At 59.9% G+C, this 18277-nt stretch carries 14 protein-coding genes; 7 read left to right on the top strand and 7 right to left on the bottom strand.

The window, feature by feature from the left end; translation table 11 throughout:
• Positions 1-61 precede the first annotated feature (61 nt).
• Positions 62-955 carry a helix-turn-helix domain-containing protein gene (locus CRP02_RS11325; RefSeq protein WP_210200298.1) on the bottom strand — a complete coding sequence of 298 codons (894 nt, stop codon included), beginning with the start codon at positions 953-955 and terminating at the stop codon, positions 62-64.
• A 251-nt stretch (positions 956-1206) separates the two neighbouring features.
• Here CRP02_RS11325 and CRP02_RS11320 point away from each other — a divergent pair, with 251 nt between their 5' ends.
• Positions 1207-1383, top strand: coding sequence for a hypothetical protein (locus CRP02_RS11320; protein WP_097171109.1), 177 nt, complete (start codon positions 1207-1209; stop codon positions 1381-1383).
• A 56-nt stretch (positions 1384-1439) separates the two neighbouring features.
• Here the strand turns inward: CRP02_RS11320 and katG are convergent, their stop codons facing one another.
• Positions 1440-3611, bottom strand: coding sequence for a catalase/peroxidase HPI (gene katG / locus CRP02_RS11315; RefSeq protein ID WP_097171108.1), 2172 nt, complete (start codon positions 3609-3611; stop codon positions 1440-1442).
• Between the two features lie 216 nt (positions 3612-3827).
• Here katG and CRP02_RS11310 point away from each other — a divergent pair, with 216 nt between their 5' ends.
• Positions 3828-4748: a hydrogen peroxide-inducible genes activator gene (locus tag CRP02_RS11310; RefSeq protein WP_097171107.1), complete on the top strand. Its 921-nt coding sequence runs from the start codon at positions 3828-3830 to the stop codon at positions 4746-4748.
• A 31-nt stretch (positions 4749-4779) separates the two neighbouring features.
• Here CRP02_RS11310 and CRP02_RS11305 read toward each other — a convergent pair whose 3' ends face one another.
• The 3 genes from CRP02_RS11305 to CRP02_RS11295 form a co-directional block, all read right to left on the bottom strand.
• The gene (locus tag CRP02_RS11305) at positions 4780-5760 is read right to left on the bottom strand and encodes a DUF535 family protein (RefSeq protein ID WP_097171106.1); all 981 of its coding nucleotides are present in this window, start codon (positions 5758-5760) and stop codon (positions 4780-4782) included.
• 326 nt (positions 5761-6086) lie between these two features.
• Positions 6087-7421 (bottom strand): sensor histidine kinase, encoded by a 1335-nt coding sequence (locus tag CRP02_RS11300; protein WP_097171105.1) that lies wholly within the window; start codon positions 7419-7421, stop codon positions 6087-6089.
• Positions 7418-8092, bottom strand: coding sequence for a response regulator transcription factor (locus CRP02_RS11295; protein WP_097171334.1), 675 nt, complete (start codon positions 8090-8092; stop codon positions 7418-7420). Before CRP02_RS11295 ends, CRP02_RS11300 begins: the two co-directional genes overlap by 4 nt.
• Before the next feature lie 189 nt (positions 8093-8281).
• On the opposite strand from CRP02_RS11295, the gene CRP02_RS11290 reads away from it, so the two are divergent.
• Together CRP02_RS11290 and CRP02_RS11285 are read left to right on the top strand one after the other, a co-directional pair.
• Entirely contained in the window at positions 8282-9430 is a 1149-nt protein-coding gene (locus CRP02_RS11290; protein WP_097171333.1) for an efflux RND transporter periplasmic adaptor subunit, read from the top strand.
• Between the two features lies 1 nt (position 9431).
• Entirely contained in the window at positions 9432-12578 is a 3147-nt protein-coding gene (locus tag CRP02_RS11285; RefSeq protein ID WP_097171104.1) for an efflux RND transporter permease subunit, read from the top strand.
• 7 nt (positions 12579-12585) lie between these two features.
• Here CRP02_RS11285 and CRP02_RS11280 read toward each other — a convergent pair whose 3' ends face one another.
• A complete protein-coding gene (locus CRP02_RS11280; RefSeq protein WP_097171103.1) occupies positions 12586-13128 on the bottom strand; it encodes an NUDIX hydrolase in 543 nt (180 codons plus the stop codon).
• Between the two features lie 114 nt (positions 13129-13242).
• Between CRP02_RS11280 and CRP02_RS11275 the strand changes: the two genes are divergently transcribed.
• The 3 genes from CRP02_RS11275 to CRP02_RS11265 all read left to right on the top strand — a co-directional run bounded on the left by CRP02_RS11275 (position 13243) and on the right by CRP02_RS11265 (position 15780).
• A complete protein-coding gene (locus CRP02_RS11275) occupies positions 13243-13887 on the top strand; it encodes a DUF47 domain-containing protein (RefSeq protein WP_004431197.1) in 645 nt (214 codons plus the stop codon).
• Positions 13887-14891 (top strand): inorganic phosphate transporter, encoded by a 1005-nt coding sequence (locus CRP02_RS11270; protein ID WP_004431194.1) that lies wholly within the window; start codon positions 13887-13889, stop codon positions 14889-14891. The genes CRP02_RS11275 and CRP02_RS11270 overlap by 1 nt, the downstream gene beginning before the upstream one ends.
• 97 nt (positions 14892-14988) lie before the next feature.
• Entirely contained in the window at positions 14989-15780 is a 792-nt protein-coding gene (locus tag CRP02_RS11265; RefSeq protein WP_097171102.1) for a Ku protein, read from the top strand.
• Positions 15781-15783: 3 nt separating this feature from the next.
• On the opposite strand, the gene ligD is transcribed toward CRP02_RS11265, so the two are convergent.
• Positions 15784-18276: a DNA ligase D gene (gene ligD, locus CRP02_RS11260; RefSeq protein ID WP_097171101.1), complete on the bottom strand. Its 2493-nt coding sequence runs from the start codon at positions 18274-18276 to the stop codon at positions 15784-15786.
• Position 18277 lies beyond the last annotated feature (1 nt).

Genomic DNA, 18277 nt, shown 5'->3' with positions numbered 1-18277 from the left:
GAGTTGAGCGCGGCTCGATGCGTGTGTCAAACCCGCTCTGAGTAGACGGCAAGGCGCCCGTTCAAAGCAGCCTGTGCATGCGCCGCCAGGCGGCTGGCGTATTGCCCACGGACTGGCGGAAGGCCTTGGTCAAATGGGCCTGATCGGAAAAGCCGAGCTGGGCGGCGATATCGGCCACGGTGAGATCGCCGCCCAGCAACAGTTTCTGGGCAAGGCTTATCCGCCTCTCCAGTTGCCATTGCAGCGGCGTCTTGCCCGTTGTCTGGCGGAACACGGTTGCGAACCAGCTTTCCGAAAGCCCGACGATGTCGGCCATTTCTGCAACCGTCATGCGGTCGTCGCCGCGGCTTTCGACACGGGCAAGCAGCTTGTTCATCTGCGCCTGCGTCAGCCTGCCATTTACCTGTTCGGGCGAAGATCCGGGAATATCGAGAAGACCGGCAACGATGCTGCCAACAAGGCTTTCCGCATAGACCGCATGTTTCGAAGGCTCGGCGAGTTCATCGACAAGCAGTCCAGCCAGTGTTTCGACCGAACCGATATCCTGTATCTCGACCGGGCGGCGCAAGGCAGTCATCGCCGCCGAACTGCCGACCGATGGCGACAGGAAACGCAGCAGGCGGTCCTTGTGGATATGCAGATTGAGATGCGAAAACCGGTGCGTAGCATTGCTGCTCGTCCACATCGGGACACCGGCCGGCACATAGACCGCCCGCGTCATGGGGCGGGAATGCTGCGTGAACTCGCCGTCGCGGTTGGAAATGCTGATGCGCGACGAGACATCGTTGAAAAATATCATGATACGCGGATCGGCGGCAAGGTAATAACCCTTCGCGCCCATCTGGCTCTCGGCCTCCCAGAAAGCGCTGACGAGCCCGTCCAGCTGGCGCCATTTGACCGGCGCAGTGACGCTGATCCCTTCCGTGTGCCAGGTCATGGAGTGCCAGAAACTCAATGCAGGTACCGTTCAGTTGTCGAGCCGAGGTTGAAGCCATGTAACACATGCGCGTCACGATAACGGCACCGCACGCTCCACCATATGCGGCCGAAATAACATGACTTATCAATTCATGTTAATAGCAAAGATGGTTGTAATGCAAAACATTGCTGTGCTGGCAGTCGATCCCGCAACAATGTGAGCCTTGGAACCTCTGCCTCGACCAGCCGTTGATCTGCAGACAAATGAAATCACGAAGGGAGATCACTATGAACGACAAAAAGGAACCCGGCGATTTCGCCGACAAGAAGCGCGAAGAGCAGGGCCGCGGCGTTATCGTCGCTGGGCCAGATGCGCATGAGAATGAAAAGGGCGGCAAGGCGCCGGGGGATAGTGGCGAGAAGCCATCATCCGAAAAACCGGTTCTATCCTCAGATCGCAGATAGAACATTGCCCCTCCCTGATAGCTCAGGGAGGGGCTTTTTTCGATTAGTCAGCCTTATCAGACAAGGTCGAAACGGTCGGCGTTCATGACCTTCGTCCAGGCGGCGACGAAATCACGCACGAACTTTTCCTTGTTGTCGTCCTGCGCGTAAACTTCCGCATAGGCACGCAGGATGGAGTTGGAGCCGATAACGAGGTCCACGCGGGTCGCCGTATAGCGCGTTGCTCCGGACTTGCGATCGCGAATCTCATAGAGATTGCCGCCGGTCGGAACCCAGGAATAGGCCATATCCGTCAGCGTTGCGAAGAAGTCGGTGGTCAGCGCACCGGGGGTCTGCGTGAACACGCCATGCGCTGCCCCGCCGTAATTGGCGCCAATGACGCGCAGGCCGCCGATGAGAACCGTCAGTTCCGGCGCCGTGAGGCCCAGAAGCTGAGCGCGGTCCAGCAGCAGTTCTTCGGGGCTGACGACATAGTCCTTCTTTACCCAGTTGCGGAAACCATCTGCCAGCGGCTCGAGCGGCGCAAAGCTGTCTGCATCAGTCTGCTCGGCTGAGGCATCGCCACGACCGGGTGCAAAAGGCACGGCGACATCGAAGCCGGCTGATTTCGCCGCCTGCTCAACACCGTAATTGCCGGCGAGAATAATGACATCAGCGATGCTGGCGCCGGTTTCACGGGCAATCGGCTCCAGCACCGAAAGCACATGGGCCAAACGGGCGGGCTCGTTGCCTTCCCAGTCCCTCTGCGGCGCAAGGCGAATGCGCGCACCATTGGCGCCGCCGCGCTTGTCCGAACCACGGAAGGTACGGGCGCTGTCCCATGCGGTCGAGACCAGATCGGCGACCGGCAGACCGGAAGCGGCGATCTTTGCCTTTACGGCAGCGACATCGTAGCTCGTGGAACCTGCCGGGATGGGATCCTGCCAGATCAGGTCTTCTGCGGGAACGTCCGGGCCGAAGTAGCGGGACTTCGGGCCCATGTCGCGGTGGGTCAGCTTAAACCAGGCGCGGGCAAAGACCTCGGAGAAGTGGTCCTGGTCATCCTTGAACTTCAGCGAAATCTCGCGGTAGATCGGATCGACCTTCAGGGCCATGTCGGCATCGGTCATCATCGGGATGGTGCGGATCGAGGGATCCTCGACGTCAACAGGCTTGTCCTCTTCGGCAATCGTGATCGGCGCCCACTGGGACGCGCCAGCCGGGCTATGCGTCAATGTCCACTCATGCTTGAACAGCATGTCGAAGAAGCCGTTGTCCCACTTGGTCGGTTCGCTCGTCCACGCACCTTCAATACCCGACACCACGGTGTCGCGGCCGATGCCACGGCCCTTGGTGTTGATCCAGCCGAGACCCTGATATTCGGGGCCTGCTGCTTCCGGATCGGGGCTGAGGTTGGCGGCGCTGCCATTGCCGTGCGACTTGCCGATGGTGTGGCCGCCTGCGGTGAGCGCGACGGTTTCTTCGTCATCCATGCCCATGCGGGCAAAGGTTTCGCGCATCTGCGCGGCTGTCGCAAGCGGATCGGACTTGCCGTTGACGCCTTCCGGATTGACGTAGATGAGACCCATCTGCACGGCGGCAAGTGGATTTTCGAGCGTCTCGGGCTTGGTCACGTCGCCGTAACGACCATCGCTCGGCGCCAGCCATTCCTTTTCGTCACCCCAATAGGTGTCCTTTTCGGGAGCCCAGATATCCTCGCGGCCGAAGGCGAAACCGAATGTCTTCAGACCCGCGACATCATAAGCGATCGTTCCGGCGAGCGCGATGAGATCGGCCCAGGAAATCTTATTGCCGTATTTTTTCTTGATCGGCCACAGCAGGCGGCGGCCCTTGTCGGTGTTCACATTATCAGGCCAGGAATTGAGCGGTGCAAAGCGCTGGTTGCCGGTGTTGGCGCCGCCGCGTCCGTCCGTCACGCGGTAGGAACCGGCCGCATGCCAGGTCACGCGGGCCATCATGCCCACATAGCTACCCCAGTCGGCCGGCCACCAGTCCTGGCTTTCCGTCATCAGGGCGCGCAGATCGGCCTTAAGTGCCTCGACGTCGAGCGTCTTTAGCGCTTCGCGGTAATTGAAGGAGGTGCCGAGCGGATTGGTCTTGGTGTCGTGCTGATGCAGGATATCGAGGTTCAGCGCGTTCGGCCACCATTCGGTCACCGATTTACCGGAGGCCGTATTGCCTCCATGCATGACGGGACACTTGCCAGCCGGTTTTGAAGTTGCGTCCATTTCGCCCTCCGATGGGTTTAGTAATTAAACGAAATAATCAATTCGACATGTGCAGCATGTTGGAGCCACAGCCCACAGCGGGTCACCCTTATGGAAACCGCGCAGTGACGCTGGTGATCCCGAACAGCTACATCCTCTTTCTGTCATGACGATGACTAACAGCCGGGTTCCATAATTTCCAATTGTATATTCTAAAGGCTGCGATATGCTGAGCTTATGATTGGACTATCGATGAAACACCTGCGTTATTTCGACGCCTTGGCGAAGATCGGCCATTTCGGGCGGGCAGCGGAGGCGTGCTCCATTTCCCAGCCAGCACTTTCGCTACAGATCAGGGAACTGGAAGAGCTGATCGGCGCACCGCTCGTCGAACGCGGCAGCCGCCAGATCAGGCTGACCGCTCTCGGCGATGAATTCGCCGAACGCACCCGCCTGATCCTGCGTTCGGTGGACGAATTGCAGGATTTGGCGAGGGCAAGGCACGGCCCGCTCAGCGGTCGCCTGCGCATCGGCGTCATTCCTACCGTCGCACCCTATCTTTTACCGCAAGTCATCAAGACGCTCGCCCGGCATTATCCGGGACTGGAAACGCGCCCGCGCGAGGCGGTAACACAGAAACTGATCGAGGACCTCCTGGAAGCCCGGCTGGACATGGCAATCGTCGCGCTTCCGGTGTCTGAAGCGTCGCTGGAAGAGGTTCCGCTGTTTTCCGAGGAATTCATTCTGGTCCGGCCGATGGAGGATGCGGGGATGCCGGTGCCGAGCGCCGGCAAGCTCGGTGAAATGCGCCTGCTGCTACTCGAGGAAGGCCATTGTTTCCGCAATCAGGCACTGTCTTTCTGCAGTACGACGAACGCGCCGCCGCGCGTGCTGATGGAGGGCAGTTCGCTCTCGACGCTGGTCCAGATGGTCGGCGCCGGCATCGGCGTCACGCTCATTCCGCAGATGGCCGTCGAAATGGAAACGCGGCAATCCACCGTCTCGGTATTTCGGCTGGCAGAGCCAAGACCATCCCGCACCATCGGCATGGTGTGGCGCAAGAGCAATCCGCTCTCGGCGCAGTTTACCCACATTGCCGAGATCGTCCGCGAATGCGGCCTGCAAAAACTCGGCCGCGTTGCCGATGCAGCGGCGTGACGGTGTCGAGGGCCAACTGGGATCTGCGGCCTCAACTCTTCGCAGCACTCCCAGCGTTGCCCTCGCAAAGCCGGGCAGCCATCGCAAAGAAGGCAAGCTTCATCTTGCTGCGCTTGTCCGCGCCCTCGAGGCTTGAAACCGGCACCTGAAAACCGAACATGTCGTCCGGCTCGGCGGAACGTTCCCGCCAAAAAGCGTCTATGTCGGAAAGCAACATTTTCTGCCGCCGCGCGCGACGATAATTGATCGGATGTCTGGCGTGGGAGACTGCGAAATAGGAACCCGCTTCCGTCTCGATTAGGCCTTGCAGCAGCATCAAAACGGCATCCTTCGGGCGAAGACCCGCAAGGTCGCGCGTTACTGCCACCATCTCCTGCTTGGCGGCGCGTGGCCCCTGCATGCCGCCAACGGCAATCGTCCTGTGCCCGCCCTCATCCTGCGTCACGAAAATAAACTTCGTCGTCCACAAGGTGACGTCGTCACGGGTTCTGATCAACCGAACCGCGAGAGCGCCTTCGTGGCGGCCGCCACATAAATCCGCAAGAGCAAGCGTGCAGCGATATTCGTTAGCACGGCCGCCTATGGTGCCGATTACGATCGTTTTTCCACTCCAGAGCGCAGCCATAACCTCTCCGGAAAAACAACCGCTGGCGATGACGAAATTCTCCATGAGAAACTCCAGCCGCCTGCCATAGGAGATTTTGCCGACGAGGAATTTCGACAGGGGTTTCTGAAGAAGCCCGTCATGCGGTGGCGGCAGTTTTTGCGTCGCCGAGAATCGGGACAGAAACCGCCACCACCGCAGCGTTACAAGCGGATGAGCCAAAAAACGCATCCAGAAAAGGAAGCCCCGTTTCCAGTGGGCGCGCAGAACGAAAGTCGCGACACTCCAGGCCAGGGGAAAACGGAGGAGTTCCAGGCCATCGCCAGCCATGGTTTGCGCAGCGATGACCGGCTCGGGTTTCGCCGAGTTTCTTTCCGCAGCGAATGCGGCGATTTCAGTATGCGACATCGTAAAATTCCGGGGAGTATGACTGTTTGGTCTGAGGCGTGTAGTGATTTGGCCGGAACTGTGCGCGCCCAGGCTGAACCGAATATGAAATCGGATTGGTGCTCTGCTTCGATCAATGGCGCTGTAGCATTGCGCGAGGTTCGGGGCCGTCGAGCCGGTTTCTACGCGCCGTCTTCTCGCCGGAAATCCGGAAGAAAACGATCCGGTGCATGCGTCACTGTGTGTACTCCGGTTGGCACGGTTGATCCCGTGCCCACACATTATGACTGCGAACGTTGCGGCAGCATTACAATCGCCGCGACCGGTCTACAGCACGCAAAGCGCAATTAGAATCGAACTCGGAACGTGCTTCCAGAGGGGTTGCTTTCCAGCACGATACGGCCGTTATGATTGGCGACGATCTTCTTGACGAGGCTGAGGCCAAGTCCGGCACCCGTGCTTTTCGGCGTGACCCGATAGAAAGGTTCGAATATCCGCTCCTGCTGGTCCTCGGGTATGCCCTGCCCCTCGTCGGAAATCGCGATTTCGCCGTTTGCGAGAACCGAGACATGGATCAGCCCCTTGTTTCCACCATGGTCGATGGCGTTGCGCACGATATTGCTGATGGCGCGCGGCAGGGCGAAGGGGTTGCCTTGCATATCGTATTTTTCGATCTGCGTTTCGAAGGAGATGTCATAACCTGCCGAAAGCGCAAGCGGCGCGAGCTCTGCCACCACCGTGCGGGCGATATCGACAAGGTCCACCACCTCGCGCCGGTCGTTCACCTGGTCGTTTCGCTCAAAGGCCAGAAGCTGTTCGGCGGTTTCACCGAGCCGCGCGACATCCCCCATCAGGCGCTGCTGGTCCGGTCCGGGCAGGCCCTCTATCCGGGTCTGCATGATTGCAATCGGCGTCCTCAATTCGTGCGCGGCATCGATCAGAAAGCGTTGCCGCGCCTGGAACTGCTCTTCGAGCCGCTCGAGAATGCTGTTGAAGGAAACGATCAACGGAACGACTTCGCGCGGCACATCTTCGACGGGAAGCTTCGAACCCGGTCGTCGCGGGTCGATCTCCGGTGCTTTTCTGACGACGGAGCTCAGGCCGGCAAGCGCCCGGCGCACAATGTGCGGCACGGAGAAAAACACCGCAGGCAAAAGAACCGCCAGCAGGGGGACATAAATCGGATAGGTGCCGGCGAGAAGCGTCAGAAACGACGCTCGTGCATTTGAGGTTCCGCCAAACATGATCCTGACGGGTCCCGATGCCGTCTCGATACTTTCAGCCGAAGCAACCTCGGATACGCCGCTGCCGCCGCGAATATCGGCGTCCGTCATCAGATGAACGTAACGCGCCAGTTCGGCATAAACGGCGGGCACGGTTCCGAAGGTCGCCGCGTGACCGTCAGGCGTCGAGACCACGAACCACAACGTCTCATTCTTCGCCTTCAAGGCGCGTAATGCCGGTCCTTCCGTAATGACCAGACCCTTTTGCGGATCAAGCGAAAGCGACTCGTCAAGCGTCGCCGACAAATCGTTCCAGAGCCCGATATTGGGCGAGAGCTTCATCACCCCGTAAACGCAAAGCCCGACAATGACGACAGCGATCATGGAGGAGACGACAATGCTGAGCTGCCAGCTCAATTGCCACCACAAGGACGGATTGGACTTGCCCTGCGCTTTCATGTGTCTTCCCTGAGCAGATAACCGATGCCGCGAATATTATGCACGCTGACCCCGGCCGAAGCGTCGAGCAGGCGTTTGCGCAGTCGCGATATATGCGCATCAAGCGCATTGGACTGGATTTCCTCCTCGTAATTGTAGACGGCGGCCTCAAGCGTCGAGCGCAGCACGGATTTGCCTTTTCGTTTCGCCAGCGTGATGAGGACCATCAGCTCGCGCCGTGGCAGATCGAAGGGAAGCGAGTTGATCGTGACACTGAGATGAAGCGGATCGATCACGATGCGGCCTGCGGAAATCTGCGACGGGGCGATGCTTGCCGGTCGTCTCAAAACCGCGCGCAGCCGCGCCAGCAGTTCGCCAACGAGAAACGGCTTGCCGAGATAGTCGTCGGCGCCGCCATTCAGCCCCTCGATCCGCTCCTCCGGTTCATTCATCGCCGTCAATAAGATGATAGGCGTATCGATACCGGCGCGGCGTAGCTTTGGAATGAAGGTAAGCCCCTCCCCGTCCGGCAGACGACGGTCCAGCAGAATGGCATCATAGACATGCTGGCGCGCTAGCTCCATCGCATCGCCGAGCCGCATCGTATGGTCGATGACGATCCCCTGCTTGCCGAGCGTCGTCGACAGCGCATCAGCCATTTCCTTTTCGTCCTCAATCAACAGAAGTCTCATTTGCCACCGTCCCTTCGCCCCCTCCTTGTCTGCCAGAAAGGTTGCGGCAGTATTGCGGCGCAGAAGATGCGGGCGGGTAATGCTGCTGCAATTATGAACACTTATCCAGAAGACATCAGCCTGCACGACAGGCGACATGACCGCTTGATCGGCGGTCACAGGATGAGTTTTGCCTGGAAGGATTATGTTATGTGGGTGAAAAGAACGATCAAGGCGGGGATCGCGCTTGCGGGCTGCGCTCTCGTCGTCACGGCTCTCGATCCGGCGCGCGGAAGCGTCGATGCGAACGAGCGCGTGAAGGGGATCGTGGCGTCAACCTCGATGAGCCCGGCCGGTATCCCGTTCGAACTGACGGCTGCGGAAATCGCAAGGATCGGCACACGAGCGATGGCGGAGCGGATCAGCATCAGCGGCGAACTTCAGCCGGTCAGCCGTGTCGTGATCCGCGCCCGCGAGGCTGGAAAAATTCTGGATATGAACGTCCGGGACGGACAGGCGGTGCGGGCGGGCGACCTGCTCGTGCGGTTCGAAACCGAGGAACTGCAATCGACGCTTCTGCTGCGGCAGAGTGACCGGGATGCGGCCGAGGCCGAACTGACACTGGCGATGCAGGCCCTCACCCGAACCGAACAGCTAGCGTCAAAAAACATCGCATCGGCTGAACAGCTCGACAAGGCGAAGAGCGATGTCGTTGTGAAAACGGCAAGGCTGCAGAGCCTTTCGGCGCAGGTGGATATCGCCCGCCTTGCCCTTCGCAATGCCGAAATCCGCGCGCCTTTTGATGGCACCATTACCCGCCGGCAGGCAGAAGCCGGCTCCCGCGTCAGTGCCGATGGTGAACTCATGACGCTGGTCGATACAAGCATGCTTGAGGCGAAGGTTCTCGTTGCCACGCGCGACATCCCACGTGTCGCCGTTGGCCAGACCGCCGAACTCGATATTGACGGCATCGGCGGCCAGCCTCTCAGAAGCACCGTTGACCGCATCAGCCCGGTTGCCGAAGACGGGACGCGCTTTGTCGCCGTCTATCTGCGGCTCGCCAACCGCGACGGCCGGCTGTGGGGAGGAATGTTCGCCAGCGGGTCCATCCTCGTGCGCGAAAAAAACGATGCGCTTGTCGTTCCTGCAATCGCACTTCGCAAAGACGAAACCGGCTACCACGTCCTTAAAGTCCTGAACGGCCATCTTCGCCGCCAGACGGTGGCGGTGGGATCGCGCTGGAACGATGGCAGCCTGATCGAGATAGGCGCCGGTCTCCAGGATGGCGAAACGATCCTGACCGCACCGCTTCCCGAATTGCAGCCCGACATGGCTGTTACGGTCGACAAGGCAGGCTAAGATGTTTCTGACCCGCATATCCGTCTCCCATCCCGTTTTCGCCACCATGATGATGGTGGCGCTTCTGGTCATGGGTCTTTTCTCGTTGCAGCGGCTGGGGCTCGACCTCTACCCCAATGTCGACGTTCCGGTCGTTGTGGTGTCCACCGCTTATCCGGGCGCCACGCCGGAAACGGTGGAGACAGAATTGACGCGCCCGGTCGAGGATGCGCTGAACGCCATCGGCGGTCTGGACGAGATCACGTCAACCTCCTACGAGGGACGCTCTGTCGTCGTCGCAAAATTCAAGCTCGAGGTTAAGAGCGCAACCGCGGCACAGGACGTGCGCGACAAGATCGCCGCCATCGACGCGAATTTCCCGCAAGAGGCCAAAAAGCCGGTCATATCCCGGTTCGATCCCGCCGCCGAACCTATCCTGTCGGTGGCGATAAGCTCGACGTCGCTCGACGTACCCGCACTCACCACCCTTGCCGACCAGAAGGTGCTGCGGCAACTGACGACTGTTCCCGGTGTCGGGCAGGCAACGCTGGTTGGCGCCCGCAAGCGGCAGATCGACATTGTGATCGACGACACCCGCATGCGCGCGCTTGGGATCGGCATCAACGAGGTGGTGAGCGCGCTACGCACCGGCAACAGCAACAGCCCGGCTGGAAGCCTTGTCGATACCGTTTCCGAACGCACGATCCAGGTGCAGGGCCGCATCGCAGAACCGCAGGCGCTGCTGGACATGGTCGTCGCCCGGCGCGGTGGCACAGCCATTTATCTTCGCGACATCGCCGCGCTCTCCGAAGGGGCTGCCGACCCCGAAAACCGTGCCCTCTATAATGGCCAGACTGCGCTGGCGATCGACATCGTCAAGGTTCAGGATGCCAACACGGTTCAGGTCGTCGCGGATGTGAGAAAGCGCCTGGACGCCCTCAATGCCGACCTTGTTCCGCAAAACGTGCAATTGCGAGTCATTACGGACACATCCATTCCCATCCGGGAATCCGTCACGCAGGTGCAGACGACGTTGATAGAAGGGGCGGCACTTGCCGTAGCCATCGTCTTCCTGTTCCTCAATTCCTGGCGCAGCACCGTCATCACCGGACTGACGCTGCCGATTGCAATCATCGGCACGCTGGCGGTCATTGATGTTATGGGCTTCACGCTCAATACACTGAGCCTCCTGGCGCTAACGCTTTCCATCGGCATTCTGGTGGATGACGCCATCGTCGTGCGCGAAAACATCACCCGTCACCTTCACATGGGGAAATCCCATATCCGCGCAGCACTCGACGGCACGAACGAAATCGGACTTGCGGTTATCGCGACAACGGCGACAATCGTGGCGGTCTTCCTACCCGTCGCTTTCATGGACGGCATCGTCGGCCGGTTCTTCTACGAATTCGGCATCACCGTTTCAGCTGCCGTGCTGATCTCGCTTTTCGTCGCCTTCACGCTCGATCCGATGCTGTCGAGCGTCTGGTACGATCCGGATGCGCAACCCAACGCCCGGCGCGGGCCGGTGGGCCGGCTGATCGCCCGTTTCGATCACGCCTTCGAATGGCTCGCCGATCAATATCGGCACGTGATCGGCTGGACATTGCGCCACCGGCTCGTCACCCTGCTCGTCACATCAGGCATTTTTGTCGGTAGCCTGCTCATGGTGCCGTTGGTCGGTGCGGAGTTCGTCCCGAATACGGATGAAGGCCGCTTCCAGATCAATGTCACGGCACCGGTAGGCTCCTCGCTGGATTACACCACGGAGAAAGTGCGGCAGGTCGAGAAGGCACTCCAGGAATTCCCGGAGGTCGAGATGCTCTATTCCACCGTCAATACCGGCGGCACCGTCGGTAAACATCGCGCCGCCGTTTTGGTGGGACTGGTCCCGCTGGAGATGCGCACCCGAACTCCGGTCACGCTGGCCGATCCAATCCGCAAGCGCCTGTCGGCCATATCGGGCATAGAGGTCGCGATCCTGCAAAACGGTCTCGGCGGTGGCGAAAGCCCCGCACAGCTCAGCATTCTTGGCGACGACCGGGCGATCCTTGAAAAGATCGCCGACGGTCTGATGGAAGACATGAAAAAAATCCCCGGCCTCGTGGATGTGACCTCAAGCACCCGCGACGTGACCTCCGTCCTTTCGGTACGCCTGAAACGCGAGGCGGCAAGCGATCTCGGCATTTCCCGATCCGATCTTGCCGCAGCGCTCTCGCCGCTCATCGCCGGTGAGGACGTGTCGAAATGGACGGATGCGGGCGGTAACAGCTACGACATCGTCGTGCGCCTGCCCGGCGAGCGGCGTGCCGACACGACAAGGATCAGTGAGTTGATGATCGCCACCGGCAGCACGGGATCCAACGGCTCGCCCCTGATGGTACGTCTGGATCAGGTCGCCGATATCACCACCGTGGAAGCACCCGCCGAAATCCGCCGCATCGACAATCGCCGCGAGGTGCTGGTTTCGGCCAACATATCAGGACGAGCGCTTGGCGAAGTGTCAGACGTGTTGAAGACCCTCACCGCCGCCCGCGACCTGCCGGACGGCTACCGTATCCGCTTCGGCGGCGACGCCGAAACCATGGAGGAGACGGTCGGCCACATGGTCACCGCGCTCGCAATGGCGGTCATCTTTATCTACATCGTGCTCGCCTCGCAATTCGGCAGCTTCCTGCAACCGCTCGCCATCATGGCGTCGCTGCCGCTGTCTCTCATCGGCGTCCTCGTCGGGCTCTTGGTTGCCGGCAGCACGATCAACATGTTCTCGCTGATAGGCTTCATCATGCTGATGGGCCTCGTTACCAAAAACGGCATCCTGCTTGTCGATTTCGCCAACCGCGAAAGGAAGCGTGGACTTCCACTCAACGAAGCGCTGGCAAGCGCCGGCATCATCCGCTTCCGCCCGATCATCATGACGACGCTTGCAATGATCTTCGGCATGATTCCGCTCGGGCTGGCCGTGGGCGGTGGCGGGGCGCAGCGCGCGCCAATGGCGCACGCAGTAATCGGCGGCCTCATCAGCTCCACCCTGCTCACCCTGATCGTCGTGCCGACAATCCTGTCTTACATCGACAGCATCACCCGGCGTTTCGCCCGCCTGCTACCGAAGGCACCGGACGAGATGGGAGAGGCCGGATCGGTCGAACGACCAGCATCACCATCCTAGGTTCGCGTTAGGACTTTTCCTCGGTCAGGCGTTTCCTCTTCCCCCTCGGGCGGAAGTCGACCAGAAGCGATTTCAGTTCGATCTCCCGGACGCGCCTTGCTGCCTCGTCCGGGCGAACCCATTCCAGAAGGCGTTCGCCGCGCTCCTTGAAACTCGTTTCCTCCCCGGTGATCTCGATCTGGAAGACATCGACAACGCAGGGAACGACATCGCCACTGTCGAGCATCTTGAGATAGGTGTAGCGGCCAACGGCGTCCTTCCTCACGCGGCCACGAACGCCCGCTTCCTCCCACGCTTCGATCGCGGCAGCCTCATGCGGCTTCTTGCGTTTCATCGGCCAGCCGCGCGGAATGATCCAGCGTGCGCTGGTGCGAGAGGTGACGACGAGGATTTCGATCTCTTCACCGCTTCCGGTATAACGGAAGCATAAGGCGGCATATTGCTGCCGGAAAGAGCCGGTGAACAGCTTTTCGGGAACAGCAGCAAGTTGCTGGAGCAATGTCAGGGAACGCGCCGGACGGGCTTTCCGGCTTTTCTTCGTGGATTTCATATCCGTTGATACTGCCGATTTTCCGGGTTGCATCAATGCCCCGCGTGCATTTATGACAGTTTTATGACAATCACCGCCCCACAACTAATAAAGCGCCATTGAGGGCCAATTCGCATGATGAGCATTTTTCGCAAGCTGATGCCGCGCGAGGACCGTTTCTTCGACATGTTTAGCAAACATTCGGAAACGGTCGTCAAAGCCGCCGCAGCTCTGGACCACCTTCTGAGCGGCGTCGACGTCGAGAAAAACTGCGACCTTATCGTCGCCCTCGAAGACCAGGCGGATGATATTACCCGCGACGTTCTGCTTGCGGTGCGCCGCAGCTTCATAACGCCCTTTGATCGTGGCGATATCAAGGACCTCATCCAGTCCATGGATGACGCCATCGACATGATGCACAAGACCGTCAAGACGATCCGGCTGTTCGAGCAAACCGAATTCGACCCGCTGATGCGCGAGATGGGCCACGAGATCGTGCGTGCGGCAAGCCTCGTCGCCGAAGCCATCCCGCTTCTGGAAAAGGTCGGCACCAATGCCCAGCGCCTGTCGGTGATTGCCGAAGAGGTCACCCGCGTTGAAGGGCGCTCCGACGAGCTTCATGACCAGGGCCTGAAGGACCTCTTCCGGCGCCATGGTGCGACCGGCAATGCCATGGCCTATATGATCGGCAGCGAGATCTACGGCGAACTCGAAAAGGTCGTCGACCGCTTCGAGGACGTGGCGAACGAGATCAGCGGCATCGTTATCGAGAACGTCTGATGGATGTAGCGCTCGCACTGCCGCTGCTTGTCGGCCTTATCGCCATCGCGCTGTTCTTCGATTTTCTGAACGGTCTCCACGACGCCGCAAATTCCATCGCCACCATCGTCTCCACCCGTGTATTGCGCCCGCAATACGCGGTGGCATGGGCGGCCTTTTTCAATTTCATCGCCTTCCTGTTCTTCGGCCTGCATGTGGCCGAAACGCTCGGCACCGGCATCATCGATCCGGCCATCGTTTCCCCGCAGGTCATCTTCGCGGCATTGATGGGCGCCATCGTCTGGAATATCGTCACCTGGATTTTCGGCATTCCCTCCAGCTCGTCACATGCCTTGATCGGCGGTCTCGTCGGTGCGGGCTTTGCGAAGGTCGGTTTCAACTCCATCGTCTGGTCGGGTCTTCTGAAAACCGTGGGCGCGATCTTCATGTCGCCGGCCATCGGCTTTTTCCTGGCACTGCTGCTGGTGCTTGCCGTCTCCTGGCTATTCGTGCGCCAGACACCCTTCGCCGTGGATCGCACCTTCCGCATCATGCAGTTCATTTCCGCCTCGCTCTATTCGCTCGGCCACGGCGGCAATGATGCACAGAAGACCATGGGCATCATCGCCGTGCTGCTGTTCAGCCAGGGGCATCTTGGAGAGAGCTTCTACGTGCCGTTCTGGGTGGTGATCTCGTGCCAGTCGGCGATGGCGCTCGGCACGCTGTTCGGCGGCTGGCGCATCGTGCACACCATGGGGTCAAAAATCACCAGGCTGAACCCGATGCAGGGGTTTTGCGCCGAAACCGGCGGTGCGCTGACACTTTTCGGCGCGACGTGGCTCGGCATTCCGGTGTCCACCACCCACACGATCACCGGCGCCATCATCGGCGTCGGTGCCGCGCGTCGCGTCTCGGCGGTGCGTTGGGGCCTTGCGGGCAATATCGTCATTGCCTGGGTCGTGACCATGCCGGCCGCTGCCCTGATATCCGCATCTGTCTATGGTCTTACATCGCTGTTCGGCTGAGACAGAGACCCGTCCTCTCTGCCAAAGCTCCCGGAACAAAAGCCACCCTGTGGTTGTTGATCCGGGAGACAACAGGCGACAAGGCGGATCGCGGATCATGGCACGGCAGGTTTTCTGGAAGGGCTATCTGAAGCTGTCGCTGGTGACGGCCGCAGTTTCGCTGACTCCTGCCACAACCGAAAGCAACAAATACCGCTTCCACGTTCTCAACCGCAAAACCGGCAATCGCGTCGAAAGCCGCTATGTCGACAGCGTTACCCACAAGCCGGTGGCCGCAAAGAACCAGGTAAAGGGGTTTCCCCGCGGCGAAGACGATTATGTGTTGCTGGAGGATGACGAGATCGATGCGGTCGCGCTCGAAAGCACCCGCACCATCGACATCCAGACCTTCGTACCCACAGGCTCTATCGACTGGATATGGTACGACCGGCCGCACTTCCTACGCCCGGAAGACAAGATCGGCACGGAAGCCTTCAGCGTGATCCGGGAAGCCATGCGGGCAAACGGCGTTGTCGGCATTGCGCGGCTTGTTCTCTATCGCCGCGAAAGAGCGGTTCTGCTGGAACCGTCTGGCAAGGGCATCATTCTGTGGACCCTGCACTATGGCGAGGAAGTGCGCAAAAGCATCGACGCGCTGGACCCGAAGATGAAAATCGAAAAGCCGCTGCTGGACGCGATGGAAAAACGCATCGGCAAACAGATGACGGGATGGAAACCGGCGCTGGTGCAGGATCCGATCCAGAAAAAGATCAGCGCTTTGCTGAAAACCAAGAGCAAGACCGTCTCTTCCCCGGAAAAGAAGACCGGCACGAAAACCCGGACAGGCGGCAACGTCATCAACATCATGGATGCCTTGAAGAAAAGCCTTGCCTCGGACAAGAAAGGCTGACGCTCATCGGGCCTTTTTCGGCAGGGGTCGCGCGGCAGCGAAAAAGCCGTCCCATGGATCCTTCTTCAGGGCAGAAAGGCGCGCGCCGATATTGCTGACCGTGAAGTGTGCCGGACCTATCTCATCTGAGAGTTCCGCCCATTCGATCGGCGCTGAAATGGCGGCTCCGGGTCGGGCACGTGTGGAATATGGCGCAACAGCCGTATTGCCCCTGCCATTACGCAGATAGTCGAGGAAGATGCGGCCCTGGCGTTTCGCTTTGGTTGCCACCGCAAGATATTTCTCCGGCTCCGCCTTGGCCATGTCATCCGCCATGGCCTTTGCAAAGGCCTTCAAGGCTGGCCATCCCGCTTCCGGTTTCAAGGGTGCCACGACATGCAACCCCTTTCCGCCGGAGGTTTTCACGAAAGCGGCCAGACCGGCATCTTCGAAACGCCGCTTCAGTTCCAGTGCCGCATCGATTACCTCCTGCCATGACACGTCCTCGCCGGGGTCTATATCCATGGTGATCATGTCGGGCTTTTCCCAGTTCGCGGTTGTCGCCCCCCATGGGTGGATTTCAAGCGCAGCGGACTGGACCAGGGCCATCATGCCATCGAAATCCGTAATCCGGATCAGCGGTTCCCCGCCCTTGTCCTTCGGATCCTTGATCTGTTCTATCGCCTTGTTCACACCGCGCCAGGCGTGTTTCTGGAAGAAACGCTGACCATCGATCCCTTCAGGACAACGCAGCAGCGCCAGAGGCCGGTTGACGACAAAGGGGGCCATATAGCGCCAGACCTGCGTGTAATAATCGGCAAGCCCTTCCTTGGTCACGCCGTCGTCCGGCCAGTAAAGCCGTTCCGGATGGGTGAACTTGATCTTTGACTGCGGCGTCCCTTGTTCCGACACTGCTTTATCCTCGCGTTCGATTTCGTCCGCCGGCTTGTCTTCCCGCAAGCCCCGGAATGATGCATGGCGCAGATTGCCATCTCCGGACCAGGCACGAAACTCCACTTCTGCAACCAGTTCCGGCTTGACGAAATAGAGGTCGCGGCGCGCAAGTGCCGTGAGCTTTTCGCCGAAAGGGCTATCATCGATGCCCAGCGGTTTCAGGCGGCCAAGCAGCATTTCGGCAACATCAGCGGTATAGCCGGTGCCGACGCGGCCGACATGACGCAGCTTGCCTTCCTCATAAACGCCGAGCGCCAGCGAGCCGATGGCATGGTCCGAAGCGGATGACAGCGTGTAGCCGCCGATGACGAACTCCTGCCGCATCGAGCACTTGGATTTCACCCAGTTTCCCTTGCGGCCCGAGACATATTTGCTGTCCTTGACCTTGGAGATAACGCCCTCGAGGCTGAGGCGGCAGGCATGATCGAGAACAAGCCCGCCGCTTTCCTCGAAATGTTCGCTGTAGCGAAGATGCGGGTTGCTGGCGGGCAGCAGCTTTTCCAGTAGCGCCTTGCGATCCGTCAGCGCCGCCCCGCGCAAATCCGTGCCATCCAGATACAGGAGATCGAAGGCATAAAAAACGAAGCGGTCGCTGCGCCCTTCGCTCAAGTCCTGCTGCAAGGCGGAGAAATCCGACGCGCCGCTGTCCCGTTCCACCACGATTTCGCCGTCGATCATCAGCGTTTCGGCCGGCAGCGACTTGAGCGCTTCCGCCACGGCATCACCGAACTTTTCGGTCCAGTCCAGTCCGCTACGGGTCAGAAGCTGGAGTTTACCGTGGTCGATACGGACCTGCAGCCGATAGCCGTCGAACTTGATCTCATGCAGCCAGCGGGAGCCTTCCGGTGGCTTGGGTTTCAGCGTCGCAAGTGCCGGCGGCACGAAGGATGGCAGCGCCTGTTTGCGGGCACCTTTCGGCAGGGCATGCGCCTGTTTTTGGCCTGAGGAGGAACTAACGGTCTTTTTCGATACGGGCTTCGAATTCCAGGTGTCCTTCGGCTTGGCGGCAACTTCTTCAACACTTCGGCCAGTCTTCACAGATTCCGGCCGTTCCTCCAGAATATCGGCGCTGCCATCATGCCTTGCCTCTTCGTCGTCGCCCTTGATCAGCAGCCAGTTTTCACGGCTTTCACCGGGCTTTCCATGCATACGCACAAGATGCCAGCGGCCTTTAAGCTTTTCGCCCTCCAGTTCGAATTCGAGATGGCCTTTTCGGTAGCCTTTCTTCGCGTCGCCAATCGGGCGCCAGACACCACGATCCCAAAGAATGACGGTGCCGCCGCCATATTGACCTTTCGGGATTACGCCTTCGAAGTCGCCGTAGCTTAAAGGGTGGTCCTCGACATGCACCGCAAGGCGCTTGTCCTCCGGGTCAAGGCTCGGCCCGCGGGTTACCGCCCAGCTTTTAAGGACGCCATCCATCTCCAGCCGGAAATCGTAATGCAGCCGGCGGGCATCGTGCTTCTGTATGACGAAACTAGAGCCCTGCGCATCGACCTTGTCGCCCTTCGGCTCCGGCGTCTTGTCGAAACTGCGCTTGGCGTTATAGCTCTGCAAACCCATG

It is taken from the genome of Rhizobium sp. AN5 (assembly GCF_900215255.1).
Taxonomy (GTDB): Bacteria; Pseudomonadota; Alphaproteobacteria; order Rhizobiales; family Rhizobiaceae; genus Agrobacterium; species Agrobacterium tumefaciens.
This window is presented reverse-complemented; position numbering and strand designations above follow the sequence as displayed.

Excerpts from the sequence above, each read along its gene's own strand:
- CRP02_RS11280 (WP_097171103.1), bottom strand. The coding sequence starts at position 13,128 with ATGAAATCCACGAAGAAAAGCCGGAAAGCCCGTCCGGCGCGTTCCCTG.
- ligD (WP_097171101.1), bottom strand. The coding sequence starts at position 18,276 with ATGGGTTTGCAGAGCTATAACGCCAAGCGCAGTTTCGACAAGACGCCG.
- CRP02_RS11275 (WP_004431197.1), top strand. The coding sequence starts at position 13,243 with ATGATGAGCATTTTTCGCAAGCTGATGCCGCGCGAGGACCGTTTCTTC.
- katG (WP_097171108.1), bottom strand. The coding sequence starts at position 3,611 with ATGGACGCAACTTCAAAACCGGCTGGCAAGTGTCCCGTCATGCATGGA.
- CRP02_RS11310 (WP_097171107.1), top strand. The coding sequence starts at position 3,828 with ATGATTGGACTATCGATGAAACACCTGCGTTATTTCGACGCCTTGGCG.
- CRP02_RS11295 (WP_097171334.1), bottom strand. The coding sequence starts at position 8,092 with ATGAGACTTCTGTTGATTGAGGACGAAAAGGAAATGGCTGATGCGCTG.
- CRP02_RS11265 (WP_097171102.1), top strand. The coding sequence starts at position 14,989 with ATGGCACGGCAGGTTTTCTGGAAGGGCTATCTGAAGCTGTCGCTGGTG.
- CRP02_RS11320 (WP_097171109.1), top strand. The coding sequence starts at position 1,207 with ATGAACGACAAAAAGGAACCCGGCGATTTCGCCGACAAGAAGCGCGAA.
- CRP02_RS11300 (WP_097171105.1), bottom strand. The coding sequence starts at position 7,421 with ATGAAAGCGCAGGGCAAGTCCAATCCGTCCTTGTGGTGGCAATTGAGC.
- CRP02_RS11270 (WP_004431194.1), top strand. The coding sequence starts at position 13,887 with ATGGATGTAGCGCTCGCACTGCCGCTGCTTGTCGGCCTTATCGCCATC.
- CRP02_RS11285 (WP_097171104.1), top strand. The coding sequence starts at position 9,432 with ATGTTTCTGACCCGCATATCCGTCTCCCATCCCGTTTTCGCCACCATG.
- CRP02_RS11305 (WP_097171106.1), bottom strand. The coding sequence starts at position 5,760 with ATGTCGCATACTGAAATCGCCGCATTCGCTGCGGAAAGAAACTCGGCG.
- CRP02_RS11290 (WP_097171333.1), top strand. The coding sequence starts at position 8,282 with ATGTGGGTGAAAAGAACGATCAAGGCGGGGATCGCGCTTGCGGGCTGC.